This is a genomic window from Streptomyces sp. 2-1 (assembly GCF_048564895.1).
Taxonomy (GTDB): Bacteria; Actinomycetota; Actinomycetes; order Streptomycetales; family Streptomycetaceae; genus Streptomyces; species Streptomyces phaeochromogenes.
Window position 1 is genome coordinate 5145812 of sequence record NZ_CP183383.1, and the last position, 20742, is coordinate 5166553.

A 20742-nucleotide genomic window follows, 5' to 3' on the forward strand; every position below is an offset into this window, starting at 1 on the left:
GGCGCGCAGTTGCCCGGCGCGCGCGGCACCCACCCAGCGCCACAGACCACACCCCCCAAAAGCAAAAGCCCCAGGTCACGGCGAGTGAGTCCTGAGGCTTCCACAGAGCCGCCTTCGGGATTCGAACCCGAGACCTACGCATTACGAGTGCGTTGCTCTGGCCATCTGAGCTAAGGCGGCGTGCTGCCAGAACTATGGTGCGATCGGCAACGTGCGTAAGTCTACACAGTTTCGGGGGGTGCTCCGCACAGGCCTCGGGAGCACCCCCGGTGGACCGCGTGATCACGCCCCTGAGCAGCGCTTTCCGCTCTTCGGAGGGGTGCCTTCGAGGAGGTATTCGTTGATCGCGGAGTCGATGCAGGCGCTGCCCCGCCCGTAGGCCGTGTGGCCGTCGCCGTCGTAGGTGAGGAGGGTGCCGGAGGAGAGCTGGGCGGCGAGGGCCTGGGCCCAGCGGTAGGGGGTCGCGGGGTCACGGACGGTGCCGACGACCACGATGGGGGCGGCGCCCTTCGCCTCGATGCTGTGGGCTTCGCCGGTCGCCTTCACGGGCCAGTACGCGCAGTTCAGGGAGGCCCAGGCGAGGCTCTCACCGAAGACCGGGGAGGCCTGCTCGAAGGAGGGGAGCGCCTCCTTCACCTCCTCGGGGGTGGAGAAGGCGGCCGGCAGGTCCAGGCAGTTGACCGCCGCGTTGGCGAACATCAGGTTCTCGTACTTGCCGTCGGAGTCACGCTCGTAATAGCTGTCGGAGAGGGCGAGCAGGCCCGCGCCGTCCTTGTCCTTCATGGCCATGTCGAGGGCGTCGCGCAGTTGGGGCCAGGACCCCTCGTCGTACATCGCGGCGATGACGCCCGTCGTGGCCAGCGCCTCGCCCAGCTTGCGGCCGTCCGCGTCGCCCGTCTCGATGGGGGCGCCGTCCAGCTGCCGGAAGAAGGCCTTCAGGTTCTTGCCGACCTGCTCCGTCGTCGTGCCCGCGCCGCCCAGCGGACAGTCCGACTCGTGCACGCAGTCCTTGGCGAAGGACTGGAACGCCGTCTCGAAGCCCGCCGTCTGGTCCTGGTTCGTCTTCCGCGCGGGCAGCGACGGGTCCAGCGCGCCGTCCAGGACGAGCCGACCGACCCGCTCCGGATACAGGCCCGCGTACGTCGCCCCGAGAAACGTGCCGTACGAAGCACCCACGTACGTCAGCTTCTCGTCGCCCAGCGCCGCGCGCACGATGTCCATGTCACGGGCCGCCTCGACCGTGGACACATGCCGCAGCAGGCTCCCCGCGCGCTGCCCGCAGCCCTCCGCGAACTCCTTGAAGGCATCGACCAGTTCACCGGTCTCACGCACGTTGTCGGGGGTCGTGTCCGTCTGCGTGTACGTGTCCATCTCGCGCCCGGTGAGGCACTCGACGGGCTCGCTCCGGGCGACGCCGCGCGGGTCGACCGCGACCATGTCGTAGCGGGCACGGACCTTCGCCGGATACCCGATTCCGGCGTACGCCTGGAGGTAACCGACCGCCGAACCGCCCGGCCCGCCCGGGTTGACCAGCAGCGAACCGAGCCGCTTGCCCGGACCCGTGGCCTTCTTGCGGGAGACGGCCAGCCGGACGTCGCCCTTGGTCGGTTCGGCGTAGTCGAGCGGGGCCTTCAGCGTCGCGCACTCGAAGCCGGGGACACCACAGGCGCGCCAGGCCGGCCGCTGACCGTAGTACGAGGCCAGCGCCGACGGGGTGGCCTCGGGCAGCGCGCGCAGCGCCGCCGTCCCGGCCGGGCTCGCGGAGCTCGTCGAACTCCCCGCGGAGCAGGCGGAGACGAGCAGTCCGGCGACGGCGAACAACGTGCCGTACGCCCGAAGGGATCGGTTGGCCCGAGGTGACCTGGGCCGGCGCCTGGTGTACATCGAGCGAGCGTAACCCTGCGCGATGAATCGGTCGCTCAGGGTCGTCAACCCGACCTCGTACGAGTGACGCCGTCAACTCCGGACGTCACGCACGGCGGGCGGCGCACGGCAGGCAGCGCACGCCGGGCGGCAGGCGGCAGGCGGCAGGCGGCAGGCGGCAGGCGGCAGGCGGCAGGCGGCAGGCGGCACGACAGGATGCCGCGGCGGGATGTGAGACGCGCCGCGTCAACCAGCCCGCAGCGCCATCGTCATCGCCTCCACCGCCAGCAGCGGTGCCACATTCCGGTCGAGGGCCTCGCGGCAGGCGGCGATCGCCTCTATCCGGCGCAGGGTGGTCTCGGGGGACGAGCCGCGCGCCAGCCGGTCCAGGGTGTCCCGCATCTCCGTGTTGGCGAGGGCGAGGCTGGTGCCGAACTGGAGGGCCAGTACGTCGCGGTAGAAGGCCGTGAGGTCGATCAGGGCCAGGTCCAGGCTGTCGCGCTGCGTACGCGTCTTGCGGCGCTTCTGCTTGTCCTCCAGCTCCTTCATCACGCCCGCGGTGCCGCGCGGCATCCGGCCGCCCTGGGACGCGCCGAGCGCCGCCTTCATGTCCTCGGTCTCCTTGACGTCGGTCTCCTCGGCGACCTGCTTGGCGTCCTCGGAGGCCGCGTCGATCAGCTCCTGGGCCGCCTTGAGGCAGGCGCCCACGTCGTCGACACGGAGGGGCAGTTTGAGGACGGCGGCGCGCCGCGCGCGGGCGCGCTCGTCCGTGGCGAGGCGGCGGGCCCGCCCGATGTGCCCCTGGGTGGCGCGGGCCACGGCAGCCGCCACGTCCGGCTCGATGCCGTCGCGGCGTACGAGGACGTCGGCGACCGCGTCCACGGGAGGCGTCCGGAGCGTGAGGTGACGGCAGCGGGAGCGGATGGTGGGCAGTACGTCCTCGATGGAAGGTGCGCAGAGGAGCCAGACCGTGCGGGGGGCGGGCTCCTCGATGGCCTTCAGAAGGACGTTGCCCGCGCCCTCCGTGAGGCGGTCGGCGTCCTCCACGATGATGACCTGCCAGCGGCGGCCCGCCGGGGACATCTGTGCCCGGCGTACGAGATCGCGGGTCTCCTTCACGCCGATGGAGAGGAGGTCGGTGCGGATGATCTGCACGTCGGCGTGTGTGCCGATCAGGCTCGTGTGACAGCCGTCGCAGAACCCGCAGCCTGGGGATGCGCCGAGGGCCCGGTCGGGGCTCACGCACTGGAGGGCCGCGGCGAAGGCCCTCGCGGCGGTGGAGCGGCCCGAGCCCGGCGGTCCCGTGAAGAGCCACGCGTGCGTCATCTTCGACGCCTCGGCGACCGGGGTGTGGTCCGCCACCGCCGTGACCTGGGCGTCGGCGTCCCGGGCGGCGGCGTCGAGTTGCACGCTCACCTTCTCCTGGCCCACCAGGTCGTCCCACACGGTCATGGGATGCCGCCCTTCCGTCGCACCGGTCCTTGCGCATCCCATTGTGCGGGAGGGCACTGACAACGCGGTCCACACGGCGCACGCGCTCACCACCGGTGCCCATCATCGGCACCCGCCGCACAGGCCGCACCACCGCCGACACGGGCCACATCACCGCCAGCACTGCCCCGGCCACAAACCAGACAGACAGGCCTCGATCCACCCGTCAGCGCCGCCGACGCCCCCGCCCTTCGTCCGGCTCGTCCTCGTCACGCGGACCCAGCAGTTCGTCCGCCAACGTCGGGAGGTCGTCCAGCGGAGTCTCCTCCGCCCAGTCCGAACGGGGACGTCGCCGAGGGGCGCCCTCCTCGTCGACCTGAGGCAGCTCGCGCGTACGGGCGTCGGTGCCCTCGCTCCCCGGCCGCTCGTCACGGAAGTACCCCGGGGGCACCCGGTCCGCCGGACCGCTCCCCTGCTCACCGCCGCCACGGTCGTCCCGTACGGGAGGAAGCACAGCCGTCTCGTCCGCGGCGGAACCCGGCCTCACCGGAGGCAACACAGCCGTCTCGTCGGCAGCCGACCCCGGCCTCACCGGGGGCAACACGGCAGTCTCATCGGCAGCCGACCCCGGCCTCACCGGAGGCAGCACAGCGGTCTCGTCGGCCGCTCCCTGCGGCGCCGGAGGCTGCGGCAGCACGGTCGTCTCGGCGTCGTCGGGCCCGGCGTCGCGAGGCGGCACGGGACGAAGCACCGCCGTCTCGTCGGCCGGTCCGCCGGACGCGTTCGTGGGTGTCACGACGGGCGTCGGCACCGTCTCGGGGTCACGGCCGCCTGCCGAACCACCGGAACCAGCCCCTCCGGAAGCACCGGAAGCGCCCGAACCACCGGAAGCTCCGGAATCCGCCGCACTCGAAGCCGCCGCAGCGGCAGCGGCAGCCGCAGCCGCGCTGGAAGCCTCCGCCTCCCTCTGCGCCTCCCGCTGCGCCTCCGCCGCCCGTCGAGCCTGCTCGGCCCGGACCAGCGCCTCCTCGGCCTTCCGCTGCTTCTCCAGCCGCCGCTCCTCGGCCTCGGCCCGGAGCCGCGCCTCCTCCTCGGCCTGCTTGCGCCGGCGTGCCTCCTCGGCCGCGAGGGCCTGCTCCTCGGCGAGCCGCCGTGCCCGTTCCTCCTCGGCACGCACGCGTGCCGCCTCGGCGCGCTGCCGGGCCTCCTCGGCCTGGCGCTCGGCCTCGCGCCGCTGGGCCTCCTCCAGCTCGCGCTGCTTGCGCTCCTCTTCCTCCGCGCGCAGCCGGGCGAGCTGCTCCTGGCGCTCGCGCTCCAGCCGCTCCTCCTCGGCCTTGCGGGCGGCCTCTTCCTCGGCGCGCCGACGCGCCTCCTCCTCGGCGGCCTTGCGGGCCTCCTCCTTGGCCTTGATCTCGGCCTCGGAGAGCGGGAGCACCACATCGAGCCGATGCCGGATCACGGTCGTGACGGCTTCGGGCTCCTGCCCGGCGTCGACGACCAGATAGCGCGCGGGATCCGCGGCGGCGAGCGTCAGGAAACCGGACCGCACGCGCGCGTGGAACTCGGCGGGCTCCGACTCCAGCCGGTCCGGCGCCTCCGTGAACCGCTCACGGGCGGTCTCCGGCGCCACGTCCAGCAGCACCGTCAGATGAGGCACCAACCCGTCGGTCGCCCACCGGTTGATACGGGCGATCTCGGTCGGGGACAGGTCACGCCCGGCCCCCTGGTACGCCACGGAGGAGTCGATGTAGCGGTCGGAGACGACCACCGCGCCCCGCTCCAGGGCGGGCCGCACGACGGTGTCGACGTGCTCGGCGCGGTCGGCGGCGTACAGCAGCGCCTCCGCGCGGTGCGAGAGACCGGCCGACGACACGTCGAGCAGGATCGACCGCAGCCGCTTCCCGACGGGCGTGGCACCTGGCTCGCGTGTCACCACGACCTCGTGGCCCTTGGCGCGGATCCACTCGGCGAGCGCCTCGGCCTGGGTCGACTTCCCGGCCCCGTCACCGCCCTCCAGGGCGATGAAGAAGCCCTTCACGGCAGCCGCCTGCAGGGGGTCGTCCCCGCCGCGCAGCGCGTCCAGCAGGTCGTGCCGCAGCGGCACGCCAGAGCGGTCGTCGGCCTTGGCCAGCACCAGCGCGGCCACCGGCAGCAGCAGCGCGCCGACCAGCATCAGCGTGAACGCGGCACCGCCGTGCGCGAACACGAACTTGCCGTTCTCCACGCGGTGCGGGCCGATGGCGGCGGCCACCAGGGGGGCCACCAGCGCACCCAGAGCCACGAACACCCGTACGACCGCGTGCAGGTGTTCCGTCGTACGCGTCCGGCGGTACTCCTCGGCCTCCTGGTCGAGCAGGGCGTGCCCGGTGTTGGCGGCGACGCCCGCCCCGATGCCCGCCAGCCCGACGATCAGGATCACCGTCGTGACGTCCGGGACGAGGCCCGCGGCGAGCAGCGCGATCCCCGTGAAGGCGATCGCCAGCGCGAGCAGCCGGCGCCGGGACAGGGATGGCAGCAGCTTGGCGGCCGTACGGATGCCGATCACGACACCGCCGGTCAGCGCGAGCACCAGCAGCCCGTACGTCACCGGCCCGCCGCCCAGGTCCTTGGCGTGCAGCACGGAGACGGCGACGGCCGCCGCGATCGCCCCGGCGACGGCCGCGCAGGCGAGCACCAGGAGCGGGATGGCTCCGGTGCGGCCCTTGTCGATGCCGGTGCCCGTCTTGGGGCGGCGCAGCCCTTCGAGCGGCGACCGCGCGCGCGGGGTGCGCGCATCGGGCAGTTCGAGGAAGGTCAGCACCGAAAGGGACGCGGCGAACAGGCCCGCGGAGACGTACGAGGCGAGCGCGGCCTGGTGCTGCGCGAACCACTCCAGCCCGGTGCCCAGCAGATTGTTGACGAGCCCGGCGACGACGAGCGTGGCCCCGGCGAGGGGCACCGCCACGAATCCCGTACGCAGTGACAGGCGCCGCAGCGCCTCCATGTGGTCCGGCAGCGGGCGTACCGTCGCGCCCTCCAGCGGCGGCGCGGGCAGCAACGCGGGCGCCGCGCTCTCGCGGCACACCATCCAGAAGCGCTCGGCGACCCCGATGACGAAGGCCGTCACCAGGAGCACTGCCAGCGCGTTCTCCGGCGTCCAGTCGATCCACAGGGGCGCGATGATCAGCAGCGCGGCCCGCACACCGTCCGCGCCGACCATGGTCCAGCGGCGGTCGAGCGGCCCCTCCTGGGAGGTGAGGGACGTGAGCGGGCCCAGCAGGACCGCCCCGAAGAGGAGGGTGGCGAGAATCCGTGCCCCGAAGACCGCCGACACGGCGAGGGCCACTCCGCGGTAGCCGCCTCCGAAGGAACCGTCGGCGACCGCCGCCTGGAGGGCGAGCAGGACCAGCACGAGCAGCGCCAGGGCATCACCGATACCGCCCACCAGCTGGGCGCTCCACAGGCGCCTCAGTTGCGGCACACGCAGCAGCGCCCGGACGGCGCGCTCCCGTGAATCTGCGACCAGGGCGTCGTCGGGGGCCGGGTTGTGGGCCGTTGGCTGCTCGGCTCGCGTCATCCTGCCAGCCTATCGGGAGGGACTGACTCCCCGAATAGGCCCCCGAACATGCGAACGCCCCCGACACCAAGTGGTGCGGGAGCGTTCGTTTTACGAACCAAAGGTGAAGAACTCGATCCCGAGCGGGAGACGGGACCCGAAGGCCCTCACCGGAGGCGGTGCCCTGAGGCCCCGGCCCTCGTCGGCCTCTGCAGCCTTGTGGGCCTCAGTCCTCGGTCGTCGCCTGGGAAGCCGTCGCCTTCTTTGCGGTCGTCTTCTTGGCAGTGGTCTTCTTTGCCGCCGTTTTCGTGGCCGCGGTCTTCTTGGCGGCGGTTTTCTTCGCCGGCGCCTTCTTGGCCGGGGCCTTCTTGGCGGCCGTCTTCTTCGCCGTCTTCTTGGCGGGCGCCTTCGCGCGCTTCTCCGCGAGCAGTTCGAAGCCGCGCTCCGGGGTGATCTCCTCGACGCTGTCGCCGGACCGCAGGGTGGCGTTGGTCTCGCCGTCGGTGACGTACGGACCGAAGCGGCCGTCCTTGACGACGACGGGCTGCCCGCTGACCGGGTCCGCGCCGAGCTCCTTCAGCGGCGGCTTGGCCGCGGCCCGCCCGCGCTGCTTGGGCTGCGCGTAGATCGCCAGGGCCTCGTCGAGGGTGATCGTGAAGAGCTGGTCCTCGGCCTGGAGGGAGCGCGAGTCGGTGCCCTTCTTCAGGTACGGCCCGTAGCGCCCGTTCTGTGCGGTGATCTCCACGCCCTCGGCGTCCTTGCCGACGACGCGCGGCAGCGACATCAGCTTGAGGGCGTCGGCCAGCGTCACCGTGTCGAGGGACATCGACTTGAACAGCGAGGCCGTACGCGGCTTCACGGCGTTCTTGCCGGTCTTCGGGGTGCCCTCGGGGAGCACCTCGGTGACGTACGGGCCGTAGCGGCCGTCCCTGGCGATGATCTGGTGGCCCGACTGGGGGTCGGCGCCGAGCTCGAAGTCACCGCTCGGCTTGGCGAGCAGTTCCTCAGCGAGCTCGACGGTCAGCTCGTCGGGTGCCAGGTCCTCGGGCACGTCGGCGCGCTGGTGGTTCTCGGAGTCCTTCTCGCCGCGCTCGACGTAGGGGCCGTAGCGGCCGACGCGCAGCATGATGTCGCTGCCGTCCACGCGGAACGACGACACCTCGCGGGCGTCGATGGCACCGAGGTCGGTGACGAGCTCCTTGAGACCGCCGAGGTGGTCCCCGTCGCCGTTGCCCGCCTCCGCGGCGCCGGTCGCGTCGCCCTCGCCGAAGTAGAAGCGCCTGAGCCACGGAATGGCCTGGGCCTCGCCCCGCGCGATGCGGTCGAGGTCGTCCTCCATCTTGGCGGTGAAGTCGTAGTCGACGAGCCGCCCGAAGTGCTTCTCCAGGAGGTTGACCACGGCGAAGGACAGGAAGGACGGCACGAGAGCCGTGCCCTTCTTGAACACATAGCCGCGGTCGAGGATCGTGCCGATGATCGACGCGTACGTCGACGGGCGGCCGATCTCGCGCTCTTCGAGCTCCTTGACCAGGCTGGCCTCGGTGTAGCGGGCCGGGGGCTTGGTCGCGTGGCCGTCGACCGAGATCTCCTCGGCGGACAGCGGGTCGCCCTCGTTGACCTGCGGAAGCCTGCGCTCGCGGTCGTCCAGCTCGGCGTTCGGGTCGTCGGCGCCCTCGACATAGGCCTTGAGGAAGCCGTGGAAGGTGATGGTCTTGCCGGACGCGCTGAACTCGGCGTCGCGGCCGTCGGAGGCCGTGCCCGCGATCTTCACGGTGACGGAGTTCCCGACCGCGTCCTTCATCTGGGAGGCGACGGTCCGCTTCCAGATCAGCTCGTACAGCTTGAACTGGTCACCGGTCAGACCCGTCTCGGCCGGCGTGCGGAAACGATCACCCGAGGGGCGGATCGCCTCGTGCGCCTCCTGCGCGTTCTTGACCTTCCCGGCGTACGTACGCGGCTTGTCCGGCAGATAGCTCGCGCCGTAGAGCTGCGTGACCTGGGCCCGGGCCGCGGTGATCGCGGTGTCCGAGAGGGTCGTGGAGTCCGTACGCATGTAGGTGATGAAGCCGTTCTCGTACAGCTTCTGCGCCACCTGCATGGTGGCCTTCGCGCCGAAACCGAGCTTGCGGCTGGCCTCCTGCTGGAGCGTCGTCGTACGGAAAGGCGCGTACGGCGAACGGCGGTACGGCTTCGACTCGACGGACCGTACGGAGAAGTTCGTGTTCTCCAGGGCGGCGGCCAGCGCGCGGGCATTGGCCTCGTCGAGGTGGAGCGTGTTCGCGCCCTTGATCTGGCCGAGCGAGTCGAAGTCGCGGCCCTGGGCGACGCGCTTGCCGTCGACCGTGGTCAGGCGGGCGACCAGGGAGGCCGGGTCGCTCGCGTCACCGGCGCGGCCGGTGCCGAAGGTGCCGGTGAGGTCCCAGTACTCGGCGGAGCGGAAGGCGATGCGCTCGCGTTCCCGCTCGACGACGAGTCGGGTCGCCACGGACTGGACGCGGCCCGCCGACAGACGCGGCATGACCTTCTTCCAGAGGACCGGCGAGACCTCGTAGCCGTAGAGGCGGTCGAGGATGCGGCGGGTCTCCTGGGCGTCTACCAGCTTCTGGTTGAGCTCGCGCGGGTTGGCGACGGCGGCCTGGATCGCGGCCTTGGTGATCTCGTGGAAGACCATCCGCTTGACCGGGACCTTGGGCTTGAGCACCTCCTGGAGGTGCCAGGCGATGGCCTCGCCCTCGCGGTCCTCATCGGTTGCGAGGAAAAGCTCGTCGGAGTCCTTGAGCAGGTCCTTGAGCTTCTTGACCTGGGCCCGCTTGTCGGCGTTGACCACGTAGATCGGCTCGAAGTCGTTGTCGACGTCCACACCGAGGCGGCGCACCTCGCCGGTGTACTTCTCGGGCACCTCCGCGGCGCCGTTGGGGAGGTCGCGGATGTGCCCGACGCTCGCTTCGACGACGTAGCCGGGGCCGAGATAGCCCTTGATCGTCTTCGCCTTGGCGGGCGACTCGACGATGACGAGTCGGCGGCCGCCGTGTGCGGTCTCGCTGGTCGGGGACAACTTCGCTCTTCTCTCCGGTCGACGCAGGGGGTCTCGCCCCAGGCCTGGAACCCGGGGGTCGGGTCATGCTGACGCTGCGGAGTGTGACGGTACATCCCGCCCCCGTGTCAAACGGGAAAAGCCCGCAACGGCCACTCGAACGGTAACCCGACTCCCGCCATTCCTGCCGCCCGGAGTGCCGACCTGCCGTTTCGGACCTATCCGGAGGGTGACCTCTCAGTTACTGGAGGTCTGCGTTTCGAAGGGCCCCGGACCTGGTCCACCACGGCCGACGGCCGTCGATTCCCGGACACCGAAGGTGACCGTTCCCGGCCAGCCCGGCCGGCTCGGCCGAGGGGACTCCGGGGGTGTCGCCGGAAGGAGCGACGCTCAGGTACGAGTGAAACACCACACCGCGAGGAGCAGCGCGGACGTGCCGGCGAAGGCCGCGACCGCCGCGGAGGCCACGGGATGCGTCCCGTGGGCGACAGGGGCGCGCTGCCGCAGCCGGACGGCCGTCCACAGCAGGAGACCGCCCCCGAACAGGGCGAACACCGATCCCGTGAAGATCGCAGGTCCGCTCTCCATGGTTCGTCTCCTCCGGCCTTCGGTACCCAGCACCGGGACGCTGACACCTCCGGGCAGCCGGAACACCAACCCCGGGTGAACGCGGGGCGGACAGCTCCCTGCACCCACATGCGGAATCCGTCACACCGCCTTCTGGTGGCCGGTTTCACGTCCCGGTGCGGGATCCCGGTCCGGGAGTCCTCGGTGGGAGACCGGCCGAGCGTCGGACCGGGGCGCTCTTCCGCCGGCCCCGGGAAGACTCACCGGGAGGACTCACCGGGCAGGTTCGAGGAACCCCTGCTCGACCAGCAGCCGGATCTGGGACGGGGTCCGGTCCCGCAGCAGGACCGGGTCCTCTCCGACGAGTTGGGCGATGGCGTCCAGGATCCGGCCGGCGCTCAGCGTGCCGTCGCAGACGCCCGCGAAGCCCGCGCCGACCGTGTCCACCTTCGTGGCCCGCCGCATGCCGCGGTGCTGGCGCAGCACGACGTGCTCGGGGTCCTCGGCGCCGGGCAGTCCGACCTGCTCCTGCACGACCTCGCCCGCGAGCACGAAGTGCCCGGCGAGCAGCGCCGCGTCGTCGTGCGCCCGCAGATAGTCCACGCGGTCGAAGTGGGCGCGCACGGTGTCGCCGAGCGGCTGTTCGACGGGGTGCGGCCACTCCTCCACGACGACCGAGGGCTGTGCGGCCGCCGACTTGCGCAGGGTGATCCAGCCGAAGCCGACGGACTTCACCTTCCGCGCCTCGAACTCGTCCAGCCACGCGTCGTACCGCGCCTGGTACTCCACCGGGTCGGAGCGGTGGTCGCCCGCGTCCCGCAGCCACAGTTCGGCGTACTGCGTGACGTCCTGGACCTCGCGCTGCACGATCCACGCGTCGCAGCCGCGCGGCACCCAGGACCGCAGCCGGTCCTGCCACTCCTCGCCCTCCACGTGCTGCCAGTTGGCGAGGAACTGCGCGTACCCCCCGTCGTTCAGCCGGTCGCCCGCCTCCTGAACGAGCGTGCGGCACAGATCGTCCCCGCCCATCCCGCCGTCGCGGTAGGTGAGCCGGGCTCCGGGAGAGATCACGAAGGGCGGATTGGAGACGATCAGGTCGTACGTCTCGTCGTCGGCGACCGGTTCGAAGAGGGAGCCCTCGCGCAGGTCCGCCGCCGGGGCACCGGACAGGGCGAGCGTGAGCGCGGTGATGTGCAGCGCACGGGGGTTGAGGTCGGTCGCGGTCACGCGCGTGGCGTGCTGCGCGGCGTGCAGGGCCTGGATCCCGGAGCCGGTGCCGAGATCGAGGGCCGAGCCCACCGGCGTACGCACCGTGATGCCCGCGAGGGTCGTGGACGCACCGCCCACGCCGAGTACGACTCCTTCGTCGAGGCTGCCGATGCCGCCGGCCCCGCCGACCGCGCAGCCGAGGTCGGAGACGATGAACCAGTCCTCGCCGCCCGGGCCGCCGTACGGCCGTACGTCGACGGTCGCCGCGAGCTCGTCGCCGCCGGTCCGGGTCAGCCAGCCGCTCTCCAGGCAGTCCGCCACCGGCAGGACGTCCGCCACGCGCGTGTGCGGCACGGGCTGCTGCAGCAGGAAGAGCCGGACGAGCGCCTCCAGCGGTGAGTCGCCCCGGGTGGCCCTCAGCGCGGGCACGGTCTCGCTGCGGGCCAGCGCCGCGTACGCGGGGGCGCCGAGCAGGTCGAGCAGCCCGTCGGCGCTGAAGGAGGCGCCCAGGAGGGCCTCCCGCAGGCGCGCTGTGACGTCGGTGCGGTCGGACGAGGGCAACGGTGCCAGGCTGCTGTTACTCACGCCTCCATTGTGTCCGCTCCCGCCGCCGCGGCGCGCGCCCTGTGGACAGCCGGATCGGCTGGACCGATGGATCGGCCGGGTCAACTGGGCAGTCCGAGTCGGCGTCTGTGAGCGGAGTCCGTGGAGACAGGCCGAGGGCCCGGTACGCGCGCGCGTACCGGGCCCTCTTTCGGTTGACGAACGATCGCTGCCCCGGGGGGCAGGTCTCGTTTCCAAGGCCTTGTCTCAGGCGTTGTCTCAGGCCTTGCTCGCCGACGGCGACGTGGAGGCGGACTTGCAGCTCTCCTGCTTGGCCATCGCCTTGCCCACGTCGCCCTCCTCCAGCTTCTTGAGGGCGTCGTTGCCGCTCTGGCTGAGCTTGTCGAGCTGGGTGGCGATCCCCTTGAGACCGTCGGCGAACTTCGCCTGGTCCTTCGTGTCGAGGTCGTCGACCTGCTTCTTGAGGCCGGCGTACGAGGAGGAGATGGTGTTGAGCTCCTTGACGGCGTCCTTCTGCTTCTTCTCGCCGTCGTCGACGTCGGGCGCCCCGGCCTTGTCCACGGCGGCACCGATCGCCTTGTAGGCGTCGGACATGTCCTGGAAGGCCTTGGAGTCGGTCTTCTGGACGTCCGCCGGAGTGCTGTTGTCCGAGGTCTGCTTCTGGATCGCGGTATTGGCGGCCTCGATCTTCACCGCCTGCGGCTGCACCGCGTCACACACCTGCTTGGCCCAGGAGTTCAGCTTGTCGCTGCTGTCGTCACTGCTGCATCCCGACAGCGCCAGTACCAGTACCGCACCGCCGGACAGTGCGGCCGCGAGCTTCTTGTTCACCGGATTGGTCCCTTCCATGGCTCTCGGCCCCGGAACATACACGCCAAGTGGGCGACACCAGCGTGACGAAGGTCCACTTCATGCGTTATTGAAGCCATTTGCACCAAGCGAGATAAGGCTCACGAACAGGGCGTGGACACACACGGGCGGGCGGACGGCACGTCAATACGCGCCGTCCGCCCGCCCGTTGAGCGGAGCCCGACCGGGCGCTGACCCGGCCGGTCATCCAGTGGCTACGAAACCACCGCCGGATCCACCGACTTGGCCACCCGCTCGGAGTTGCCTTCATCACTCACGGCGATGCCTCGCCGCTTGGACACGTACACCGCGCCCACGATGACGGCGAGCGAGAGCACCGCGATGAGAACCCGCATGCCCACGCTCTTGTCCTCGCCGTAGCTGAATTTGACCACCGCGGGCGCGATGAGCAGCGCCACCAGGTTCATCACCTTCAGGAGAGGGTTGATCGCCGGCCCCGCGGTGTCCTTGAAGGGGTCGCCGATCGTGTCACCGATCACCGTCGCGGCATGGGCCTCGCTGCCCTTGCCGCCGTGGTGGCCGTCCTCGACGAGTTTCTTCGCGTTGTCCCACGCGCCACCGGAGTTGGCGAGGAACACCGCCATCAGCGTGCCGGTGCCGATGGCTCCCGCGAGGAACGAGCCGAGCGCGCCGACCCCGAGCGTGAAGCCGATCGCGATCGGCGTCAGTACGGCGAGCAGACCTGGTGTGGTCAGCTCGCGCAGCGCGTCCTTGGTGCAGATGTCGACGACTCGCCCGTACTCGGGCTTCTCGGTGTAGTCCATGATCCCGGGGTGCTCGCGGAACTGCCGCCGCACCTCGTAGACCACGGCCCCGGCGGACCGCGAGACCGCGTTGATCGCCAGCCCCGAGAAGAGGAAGACGACCGCGGCGCCCGCGATGAGCCCGACCAGGTTGTTGGGCTGCGAGATGTCCATCATCAGGTTCATCGGCGCGCCCGGACCCGAGACCTTCTCGCCCACTTCGTTCGCGGCCGTGAGGATCGCGTCGCGGTACGAGCCGAAGAGCGCCGCCGCCGCCAGTACCGCGGTAGCGATGGCGATGCCCTTGGTGATGGCCTTGGTGGTGTTGCCGACGGCGTCCAGGTCGGTGAGCACCTGCGCGCCCGCGCCCTCGACGTCACCGGACATCTCGGCGATGCCCTGCGCGTTGTCGGAGACCGGACCGAAGGTGTCCATGGCGACGATGACGCCGACCGTGGTGAGCAGACCGGTACCGGCCAGCGCCACCGCGAAGAGCGCCAGCATGATGGACGTACCGCCGAGCAGGAAGGCCCCGTACACGCCGAGGCCGATCAACAAGGCGGTGTAGACGGCCGATTCGAGACCGAGCGAGATACCGGCGAGGACGACGGTGGCCGGGCCGGTCAGCGAGGTCTTGCCGATGTCCCGTACGGGACGCCGGGTGGTCTCGGTGAAGTAGCCGGTCAGCTGCTGGATCAGCGCGGCCAGGACGATGCCGATGGCGACCGCGATGAGCGCGAGGATCCGCGGGTCACCGGCGTGGCCGAGGATGGCCTCGTCCGTGACGCCGTCCAGATCGGCGTACGAGGACGGCAGATAGGCGTAGACCGCCGCCGCCACGAGCGCCAGCGAGATCACCGCGGAGATGAAGAACCCGCGGTTGATGGCGCTCATCCCGCTGCGGTCCGATCGGCGCGGAGCCACGGCGAAGATGCCGATCATGGCGGTGAGTACGCCGATCGCGGGCACGATCAGCGGGAAGGCGAGCCCGGAGTCGCCGAACGCCGCCTTGCCGAGGATCAGCGCGGCGACGAGCGTGACGGCGTACGACTCGAAGAGGTCGGCGGCCATGCCCGCGCAGTCGCCGACGTTGTCGCCCACGTTGTCCGCGATGGTCGCGGCATTGCGCGGGTCGTCCTCCGGAATGCCCTGCTCGACCTTGCCGACCAGGTCGGCGCCGACGTCGGCGGCCTTGGTGAAGATGCCACCGCCGACACGCATGAACATGGCGATCAGCGCGGCACCGAGCCCGAAGCCCTCCAGGACCTTGGGCGCGTCGGCCGCGTAGACGAGAACCACACAGGACGCACCAAGGAGTCCTAGCCCCACGGTGAACATGCCGACGACGCCGCCCGTGCGGAAAGCGATCTTCATGGCTTTGTGCGAGACGGCGGTGAGATCCTTTTCGGGCTCACCCTCTGCCGGAGTCGCTTCCCGGGCCGCGGCGGCCACACGGACATTGCTGCGCACGGCGAGCCACATGCCGATATAGCCGGTGGTCGCCGAGAACGCCGCGCCGATCAAGAAGAAGACCGATCGTCCGGCGCGCTGATTCCAGTCGTCCGCGGGCAGCAGCATGAGCAGGAAGAACACCACGACGGCGAAAACACCGAGCGTGCGCATCTGCCGGCCCAGGTAGGCATTCGCGCCCTCCTGGATCGCCACCGCGATCTTCTTCATGCTCTCGGTGCCCTCGCCCGCCGCGAGTACCTGGCGTACCAGGACCCCGGCGACGACAAGCGCCGCAAGGGCGACGGCCGCGATGACCATCACGATCAGACGGTTGTCGTCTGTCAGTACTGCGGCTGCGAGGGTAGTGGGCTGGTCAAACTGATGAGGGGTAGAAAGCCCCGCCATTCGTCCTCCTTGACGCTTGGACCGAGCTCAAGATGTGGACGGATTGTAGGTACCGGAACCTGATCAAAACAGTGTGCGGTAAGTGGAATCAGCCTTCACGTGCTCTTCAGCAAATGATCCAAGGACCATCACGGAACCCGAAAGCGGTAACGCCTTAAAAGCATTGACGCGTGATCAATTGGCGCCCGGCCTGGCTTAAAGACGATCGTATTGTTGATCGTAATCCGGATAGTGAATTAATTCACGAAAACACGGAGCCCGATCCGGAGATGATCGCGCATGGGATCCGGGCATGGCGTCGAGCCGGTCCGGACATGCGAAAGGGCCCTGCGGAGCAGGGCCCTTTCGCACATGTGGGGCAGTACCAGGGGGTGGATCAGGGAACGAGCGCAGCCGGCGGCGTGGTGGGCCAGCTCATCCTGATCAGGCCGCCGTTCTCACCGGCGGTCACTTCGACGTCGTCGACGAGGCCGCTGATGACCGCGAGGCCCATCTCGTCCTCTTCGGTCTCGACGTCCGCGTCACTGGCTCCACCATGGGCGCCCGACGTCTTGTCGCCGGGAACCGTGTGCGGGGCCTCGTCGCCGACCTCGATGGAGAACTGCTTCTCCTCCTCGATCAGCGACACCCGCACCGGCGCCGAGATTCCGCCACTCTGGTGCAGGCCGACGGCCCGGGTGCAGGCCTCGCCGACGGCGAGCCTGACCTCATCGAGAACGGCCTCGTCCACTCCGGCCCTGCGCGCCACCGCTGCCGCCACCAGTCGGGCGGTCCTGACGTGCTCGGGCAGCGCGCTGAAGCGGAGTTCAACGGTGGCCATGCATCCCCCTCGGAACTACGGGCGTGCGGTCGGGGGCCGGGTCGCCGAGACCCGGCCCCCTCCATTGACTTCTGCCTCCCGGACACGGTCCGGGATCCGGCTGTCGGCCGCTGACCGGCCAGTCAGGGACGGGCCGGTCCACGGCCGGTCAGTCGGTGGCCGCCACCGCTTCCTCGACCGAGGTGTGGATCGGGAACACCTTGGTGAGGCCGGTGATGCGGAAGATCTTCAGAATGCGCTCCTGATTGCAGACGAGCCGGAGCGAACCCTCATGGGCACGCACCCGCTTCAGGCCGCCGACCAGAACGCCGAGCCCGGTGGAGTCGAGGAAGTCCACGCCCTCCATGTCTACGACGAGGTGAAAACTGCCGTCGTTCACCAGCTCGACCAACTGCTCGCGCAGCTTGGGCGCGGTATATACATCGATTTCGCCACCGACCTCGACGACCGTACGATCGCCGACGGTACGGGTCGACAGGGACAGGTCCACGGATCCTCCAGCACCTTGCTATCGAGCGGTCATCCCAAGGGACACCTCGGCAGAGCCCCCAGGATGGTTCGCCAGCCGCGATGGCATTCAATCACTTACCGGCAGGCGTGCACGACGCCTTGGGTCCATTGTCCGTCACGCCAGTGACACACTCGATGCCGATGGCCAAGAATCACCGATCCGATCGAACCTCGACGGACACCGCATCCCGCCCCTCGCCGGGCGAGATCCTGGACCGGCTCGCCTCGGGGCCGAGCCGGGCTTCGCGCATCACTCATACGGAGCACTTGCCCCCACGTGAGGGTCGTCATGCCGTGTGGCCCGACCGGATCCGCGCGGAGGTCATCGCCGCGGTGCAGTCCGCGGGAATCGAACACCCCTGGGCCCACCAGGCACTCGCCGCGGAGCACGCCCTCGACGGCGACTCGGTGATCGTCTCCACGGGCACGGCCTCCGGGAAGTCCCTGGCCTATCTCGTCCCGGTCCTGTCGACGCTCCTCGACGGCTCCGAGGCACCCAACGGCCGTGGCACGACCGCGCTGTACCTCGCCCCGACGAAGGCGCTGGCAGCCGACCAGCGCAGATCCGTGAAGGAACTTTCACAACCCCTGGGCAATGCCGTACGTTCCGCGGTCTACGACGGGGACACGCCCGTCGAGGAGCGCGAATGGGTACGCCAGTACGCCAACTACGTGCTCACGAACCCGGACATGCTGCACCGCGGGATACTTCCGTCACACCCCCGCTGGTCCTCCTTCCTGCGCGCCCTGCGCTATGTCGTCATCGACGAATGTCACACCTACCGGGGCGTCTTCGGGTCCCATGTCGCCCAAGTGCTGCGCCGGCTGCGCCGCCTGTGCGCCCGTTACGGCTCGTCTCCCGTCTTCCTCATGGCCTCGGCCACCGCCGCCGAGCCCTCGGTCGCCGCCTCCCGCCTCACCGGCCTGCCCGTGCTGGAGGTCGCCGACGACGCCTCACCCCGCGGTGAACTGGTGTTCGCCCTCTGGGAACCGCCCCTCACCGAACTCCACGGCGAGAAGGGCGCTCCCGTCCGCCGTACCGCCACCGCCGAGACCGCCGACCTCCTCACCGACCTGACCGTGCAGGGCGTCCGCTCGGTCGCCTTCGTACGGTCCCGCCGCGGCGCCGAGCTGATCTCGGTGATCGCCCAGGAACGCCTCTCCGAGATCGACCGCTCCCTGGCCCGCCGCGTGGCCGCCTACCGCGGCGGCTACCTCCCCGAGGAACGCCGCGCCCTGGAACAGGCCCTCCACTCCGGCGAACTCCTCGGCCTCGCCGCCACCACCGCCCTCGAACTCGGCATCGACGTCTCCGGACTGGACGCCGTCGTCATCGCCGGCTACCCGGGCACCCGGGCCTCCCTGTGGCAGCAGGCGGGCCGCGCCGGCCGCTCCGGGCAGGGGGCGCTGGCGATCCTGGTCGCCCGCGACGACCCGCTGGACACGTTCCTCGTCCACCACCCCGAGGCCCTGTTCGACCAGCCGGTGGAATCGACCGTCCTCGACCCCGACAACCCGTACGTCCTCGCACCCCACTTGTGCGCAGCCGCCGCCGAACTTCCGCTGACCGACGACGACTTGCCCCTCTTCGGCCCCGCCACCGCCGAACTGCTGCCGCAGTTGGAGGCCGCGAAACTGCTGCGCCGCCGTACGAAGGCATGGCACTGGACCCGCCGGGAACGGGCCGCCGACCTGGCCGACATCCGCGGCGGGGGCGGCAGTCCGGTACAGATCGTGGAGGCCGGTTCCGGGCGCCTGCTGGGCACGGTCGACGCGGCGGCCGCGCACGCCTCCGTCCACGAAGGCGCCGTCCACCTCCACCAGGGCCGTACGTACCTGGTGAAGGAGCTGCACCTGGACGACTCCGTCGCCCTGGTCGAGGAGGCCAACCCCCCGTATTCGACGGTCGCCCGCGACACCACCGCCATCTCCGTCCTGGAGACGGACGTCGAAGTCCCCTGGGGCGACGGCCGGTTGTGCTACGGCTCCGTCGAGGTCACCAACCAGGTCGTCTCCTTCCTTCGTCGTCGTGTCATCACCGGCGAGGTGCTCGGCGAGACCAAGCTCGACCTCCCGCCCCGCACCCTCCGCACCCGAGCCGTGTGGTGGACGGTCACCGAGGACCAGCTCGACGCCGCCCGCGTGAACCCCGAGATCCTCGGCGGCGCCCTGCACGCCGCCGAACACGCGTCGATCGGCATGCTGCCGCTCTTCGCGACCTGCGACCGCTGGGACATCGGCGGCGTCTCCGTCCCGCTGCACCCGGACACCCTCCTGCCCACCGTCTTCGTGTACGACGGCCACCCCGGCGGCGCCGGCTTCGCGGAACGCGCCTTCCACACGGCCCGCGAGTGGCTCACCGCCACCCACCAGGCCATCGCCTCCTGCGAGTGCGACGCCGGCTGTCCGTCCTGCATCCAGTCCCCCAAGTGCGGCAACGGCAACGAGCCGTTGCACAAACGGGGAGCGGTGCGGTTGCTTACGGTGCTGCTGAAGGGGGCGCCGGAGAAGCCAGTCGGGGAGAACTGAGGGCTGAGGGTTATGGCCCCACCTCCTCGACGGCTCGGTCGAGCGCTCCCGTCGGCGCCGGAGGTGTGCCAGGACCAGCTGATCCCGCCGGGCCCGCCGATCTGAGAGGGCCAGCCAGAACCACGGGCCCTACAGGCCCCGCCGGGCCCGCCCTGGCCCGCACCTCCGCCGTCAACGGTCCCCGTCCCGCCGCGACGGTGACGTCCGAGATCTCGCCCTGGACGGCACACCACACGACCCGGGTGCCCTGGGCCCGTGCCACCCGCTCCGCCTGCCCGCAGGCTGCCGTCCCACCCTCCATCCAGCGGTCGGCCGCCGCGAGAGCCGCCAAGTCGGCTGCTCCACCTGCCCGGTGGCGGATCACCACCGCCTGGCCCATGGCGAGGACGGCACCGAACACGACGCACAGCACGGCGATCGCACCCACGGTCCAAACGGTCGCCGACCCTCGGTCCGACGCGAAGACCTTGGCGGGGGTCCGCGCGAAAGTCCTCGTACGCGACCGGAGCCCTGCTCTCCTCATCCGCCCGCCCCCACCGTCTCCTCGGCCAGGGCCGCGGCCTCGTGCGTCAGGTCGAGGGTCAGCGCGTCGGGCCCCGGCGCCTTCGCCTCGACCCGTACGCGCACCAGGTCGCCCTCTCTCCGTACGGTGACCCGCGCGCCGCTCGGCGCCGTGTCACGGGCCGCCGCCAGCACCGCGCCCGGCGGGTCCTGCCGGGCCGCCGCGCGGGCCCCCGCCCGGGCCGCGTCCACGCACTGGATCAGCGAGGCCGCCGCCATCAACGCCCAGACCAGCGCCATCGTGAACGCGACCAGCACGGGCAGCACCACGGCCGCCTCCGCCGTGACGAAACCCCGGTCCCGGCACATCCCCAGACCGGACGGCCCAACCCCCGCATCCGCGCCGGCCTCAGAACTGCCCATTGAGCGCCCGCCCCACGATGTCCTGCAGAGCGCCCTGCACCTGCCCACTGGTCAGCACCTCATAGAGCACCACGGCGAACCCCACCGCCGTGATCAACCCCATCGCGTACTCGGAGGTGACCATTCCTGCATCCCTCCGCACCTTCCAGTCCCGGCCCACCAGGACCCACGCCCGCACCGGCCCCAGCACTCGTACCCGTACTCGCCGCATTGCCTTGCTCATCCGAACCCCCGTACAGCTCTGTTCCGTTGACCTCTGAAAATGGACCCCGGCCCTTCGGCACTT

The 20742-nt window shown here is 70.7% G+C and carries 14 protein-coding genes and 1 tRNA gene; 1 reads left to right on the forward strand and 14 read right to left on the reverse strand.

The window, feature by feature from the left end; genetic code table 11:
• Nucleotides 1–106: 106 nt before the first annotated feature.
• The 11 genes from ACN20J_RS22595 to bldG all read right to left on the reverse strand — a co-directional run bounded on the left by ACN20J_RS22595 (nucleotide 107) and on the right by bldG (nucleotide 16983).
• Nucleotides 107–180: transfer RNA gene (locus ACN20J_RS22595), tRNA-Thr, on the reverse strand.
• 102 nt (nucleotides 181–282) lie between these two features.
• Nucleotides 283–1884 (reverse strand): alpha/beta hydrolase, encoded by a 1602-nt coding sequence (locus ACN20J_RS22600; protein WP_419666635.1) that lies wholly within the window; start codon nucleotides 1882–1884, stop codon nucleotides 283–285.
• Between the two features lie 225 nt (nucleotides 1885–2109).
• On the reverse strand, nucleotides 2110–3315 hold the full coding sequence (locus ACN20J_RS22605; protein ID WP_189843205.1) for a DNA polymerase III subunit delta': 1206 nt from the start codon (nucleotides 3313–3315) through the stop codon (nucleotides 2110–2112).
• A 205-nt stretch (nucleotides 3316–3520) separates the two neighbouring features.
• Nucleotides 3521–6850 carry a dTMP kinase gene (gene tmk / locus ACN20J_RS22610; protein ID WP_419666636.1) on the reverse strand — a complete coding sequence of 1110 codons (3330 nt, stop codon included), beginning with the start codon at nucleotides 6848–6850 and terminating at the stop codon, nucleotides 3521–3523.
• Between the two features lie 205 nt (nucleotides 6851–7055).
• Complete coding sequence (topA, locus tag ACN20J_RS22615) at nucleotides 7056–9884, reverse strand: type I DNA topoisomerase (RefSeq protein ID WP_419666637.1); 2829 nt, start codon at nucleotides 9882–9884, stop codon at nucleotides 7056–7058.
• Nucleotides 9885–10253: 369 nt separating this feature from the next.
• Nucleotides 10254–10451, reverse strand: coding sequence for a hypothetical protein (locus ACN20J_RS22620; protein ID WP_189843208.1), 198 nt, complete (start codon nucleotides 10449–10451; stop codon nucleotides 10254–10256).
• Nucleotides 10452–10703: 252 nt separating this feature from the next.
• Nucleotides 10704–12224, reverse strand: coding sequence for a DUF7059 domain-containing protein (locus ACN20J_RS22625; RefSeq protein WP_419666638.1), 1521 nt, complete (start codon nucleotides 12222–12224; stop codon nucleotides 10704–10706).
• Between the two features lie 237 nt (nucleotides 12225–12461).
• Nucleotides 12462–13052 (reverse strand): small secreted protein, encoded by a 591-nt coding sequence (locus tag ACN20J_RS22630; protein ID WP_189843210.1) that lies wholly within the window; start codon nucleotides 13050–13052, stop codon nucleotides 12462–12464.
• 215 nt (nucleotides 13053–13267) lie between these two features.
• A complete protein-coding gene (locus tag ACN20J_RS22635; protein WP_143640320.1) occupies nucleotides 13268–15673 on the reverse strand; it encodes a sodium-translocating pyrophosphatase in 2406 nt (801 codons plus the stop codon).
• A 376-nt stretch (nucleotides 15674–16049) separates the two neighbouring features.
• Nucleotides 16050–16493: an ATP-binding protein gene (locus ACN20J_RS22640; RefSeq protein WP_189843212.1), complete on the reverse strand. Its 444-nt coding sequence runs from the start codon at nucleotides 16491–16493 to the stop codon at nucleotides 16050–16052.
• A 148-nt stretch (nucleotides 16494–16641) separates the two neighbouring features.
• On the reverse strand, nucleotides 16642–16983 hold the full coding sequence (gene bldG, locus ACN20J_RS22645) for an anti-sigma factor antagonist BldG (protein WP_003975386.1): 342 nt from the start codon (nucleotides 16981–16983) through the stop codon (nucleotides 16642–16644).
• Nucleotides 16984–17063: 80 nt separating this feature from the next.
• Here bldG and ACN20J_RS22650 point away from each other — a divergent pair, with 80 nt between their 5' ends.
• Nucleotides 17064–19532: a DEAD/DEAH box helicase gene (locus tag ACN20J_RS22650; RefSeq protein WP_419666639.1), complete on the forward strand. Its 2469-nt coding sequence runs from the start codon at nucleotides 17064–17066 to the stop codon at nucleotides 19530–19532.
• 10 nt (nucleotides 19533–19542) lie between these two features.
• Here ACN20J_RS22650 and ACN20J_RS22655 read toward each other — a convergent pair whose 3' ends face one another.
• Genes ACN20J_RS22655 through ACN20J_RS22665 form a run of 3 tightly spaced genes read right to left on the reverse strand, consistent with a single transcriptional unit; the run spans nucleotide 19543 to nucleotide 20679 of the window.
• A complete protein-coding gene (locus ACN20J_RS22655; protein WP_419666640.1) occupies nucleotides 19543–20055 on the reverse strand; it encodes an Rv3654c family TadE-like protein in 513 nt (170 codons plus the stop codon).
• On the reverse strand, nucleotides 20052–20456 hold the full coding sequence (locus tag ACN20J_RS22660) for a TadE family type IV pilus minor pilin (protein ID WP_419666641.1): 405 nt from the start codon (nucleotides 20454–20456) through the stop codon (nucleotides 20052–20054). Before ACN20J_RS22660 ends, ACN20J_RS22655 begins: the two co-directional genes overlap by 4 nt.
• Nucleotides 20443–20679, reverse strand: a complete 237-nt coding sequence (locus tag ACN20J_RS22665; protein ID WP_361910068.1) for a DUF4244 domain-containing protein — start codon at nucleotides 20677–20679, stop codon at nucleotides 20443–20445. Before ACN20J_RS22665 ends, ACN20J_RS22660 begins: the two co-directional genes overlap by 14 nt.
• Between the last annotated feature and the right edge of the window lie 63 nt (nucleotides 20680–20742).

Bases quoted from the DNA above. Each gene is read 5' to 3' on its own strand.
- ACN20J_RS22630 (WP_189843210.1), bottom strand. From the start codon at position 13,052: ATGGAAGGGACCAATCCGGTGAACAAGAAGCTCGCGGCCGCACTGTCC.
- ACN20J_RS22620 (WP_189843208.1), bottom strand. From the start codon at position 10,451: ATGGAGAGCGGACCTGCGATCTTCACGGGATCGGTGTTCGCCCTGTTC.
- ACN20J_RS22600 (WP_419666635.1), bottom strand. From the start codon at position 1,884: ATGTACACCAGGCGCCGGCCCAGGTCACCTCGGGCCAACCGATCCCTT.
- ACN20J_RS22655 (WP_419666640.1), bottom strand. From the start codon at position 20,055: ATGAGGAGAGCAGGGCTCCGGTCGCGTACGAGGACTTTCGCGCGGACC.
- ACN20J_RS22605 (WP_189843205.1), bottom strand. From the start codon at position 3,315: ATGACCGTGTGGGACGACCTGGTGGGCCAGGAGAAGGTGAGCGTGCAA.
- ACN20J_RS22640 (WP_189843212.1), bottom strand. From the start codon at position 16,493: ATGGCCACCGTTGAACTCCGCTTCAGCGCGCTGCCCGAGCACGTCAGG.
- ACN20J_RS22635 (WP_143640320.1), bottom strand. From the start codon at position 15,673: ATGGCGGGGCTTTCTACCCCTCATCAGTTTGACCAGCCCACTACCCTC.
- ACN20J_RS22660 (WP_419666641.1), bottom strand. From the start codon at position 20,456: ATGGGCAGTTCTGAGGCCGGCGCGGATGCGGGGGTTGGGCCGTCCGGT.
- ACN20J_RS22665 (WP_361910068.1), bottom strand. From the start codon at position 20,679: ATGAGCAAGGCAATGCGGCGAGTACGGGTACGAGTGCTGGGGCCGGTG.
- tmk (WP_419666636.1), bottom strand. From the start codon at position 6,850: ATGACGCGAGCCGAGCAGCCAACGGCCCACAACCCGGCCCCCGACGAC.
- ACN20J_RS22650 (WP_419666639.1), top strand. From the start codon at position 17,064: ATGGCATTCAATCACTTACCGGCAGGCGTGCACGACGCCTTGGGTCCA.